Origin of the sequence: Succinivibrio faecicola (assembly GCF_019448115.1) — a bacterium.
Classification (GTDB): Bacteria; Pseudomonadota; Gammaproteobacteria; order Enterobacterales; family Succinivibrionaceae; genus Succinivibrio; species Succinivibrio faecicola.
Genome location: NZ_JAGFNY010000081.1, coordinates 1 through 1,362, shown reverse-complemented (window position 1 = coordinate 1,362; position 1,362 = coordinate 1). Strand labels below are relative to the sequence as shown.

At 35.2% G+C, this 1,362-nt stretch carries 2 protein-coding genes; both read right to left on the bottom strand.

The features are described from left to right. Positions 1–102: 102 nt before the first annotated feature. Positions 103–915, bottom strand: coding sequence for a HesA/MoeB/ThiF family protein (locus J5V48_RS09695; RefSeq protein WP_219938436.1), 813 nt, complete (start codon positions 913–915; stop codon positions 103–105). 8 nt (positions 916–923) lie between these two features. After that, entirely contained in the window at positions 924–1,181 is a 258-nt protein-coding gene (locus tag J5V48_RS09690; protein ID WP_219938434.1) for a sulfurtransferase TusA family protein, read from the bottom strand. Positions 1,182–1,362 lie beyond the last annotated feature (181 nt).

The following is a 1,362-nucleotide window of genomic DNA, read 5'->3' as shown; positions in this document are numbered from 1 at the left end:
TTTTTTACTCTTTTTTTACATTTCGCTTTCTTATGCGATTCTCTGCAGTAATTTCTTTTTTTACAGAGAGCAATTTTTAATATAGTTCAGATTTTCTGTTTGTCAAATATGATCTTTGAATTTACACTTCCCATTATATATTTCATCTACAAGACGGAAGTCTTCTGACGCACAAACAGGACAGTCTGGATTGTGAGCAGGTAGTTTCAGAACATTTGATTCAAGAGTCAATGCGTTGTACATATACATTTTTCCTACAAGCAATTGCCCTTTTCCAAGAAGAAATTTAATTACTTCAAGTGCCTGCATTGAGCCAATTACTCCTGCAACAGCACCAATTACACCAACATCACGACAGGAACTTACACTATCAAAATCGTCTGGTTGTGAAAAAATACATCTGTAGCATGGCCCCTGTCCTGGAACATAGGTCATAAGCTGACCTGTAAATCCAAGTATGCCACCGTGGACGAAAGGCTTTTTAGACAAGACACATGAATCGTTTATAAGAAACTTGGTTCTTGCGCTGTCAGTACAGTCCACAACAATATCGTATGGTTCAATAAGTTTAATAATATTTTTTGCGCTTACCTTTTCTTCAAAAGTGATAATACTAATTTCTGGATTCAGTTTTTCTAAAGCACTCTTAGCTGACGAAGTTTTATTTAATCCAATAGTATCTGTTGAATGAACGAACTGACGCTGCAGATTACTCAAATCTACCTTATCAAAATCAGCAATACAGATAGTTCCGATTCCTGCAGCTGCAAGATAAAACAATACAGGAGATCCCAAACCACCTGCACCGATAACTAGCACTTTTGAACTTAAAAGCTTTTGCTGTCCTTTAAGACCAATCTGTTTCAATAAAAGCTGCCTTGAATATCTTTGAATCTGTAGATCTGAAAGCTGCATTAGAATACCTATTCTGACAGTGTTTCAACTAACTTTTTAACATAAATGATCTTTGAGCCATCTTCTAATGATGATGACGAAATGATCTGCTGACCATCTTTTTTTAAAGTTCTGGATATATTATTAAACGGCTCTCCATCATTCAAATGGATTTTCAATACAGCACCGATATTCATTTCTTCAAGTTTTAAAGATGCTTTTAGAAAAGTAATTGGGCACTGATCTTTTGTAATATCAAGAAAGTCGTCAAAATCTGAAGAATTCATTTTATTTCCTACTGAATATATAGGTTATAAAATGTACTACAGTTGCATTAAATTTACTAGATAGAAAAGCAAAAAACCGCAATCAAATGATTGCGGTTTCTCTAAAAGGGATGCCTGGCAGTGACCTACTCTCACACAAACGTACGTTGCACTACCATCGGCGTAACTGCATTTCACTTCT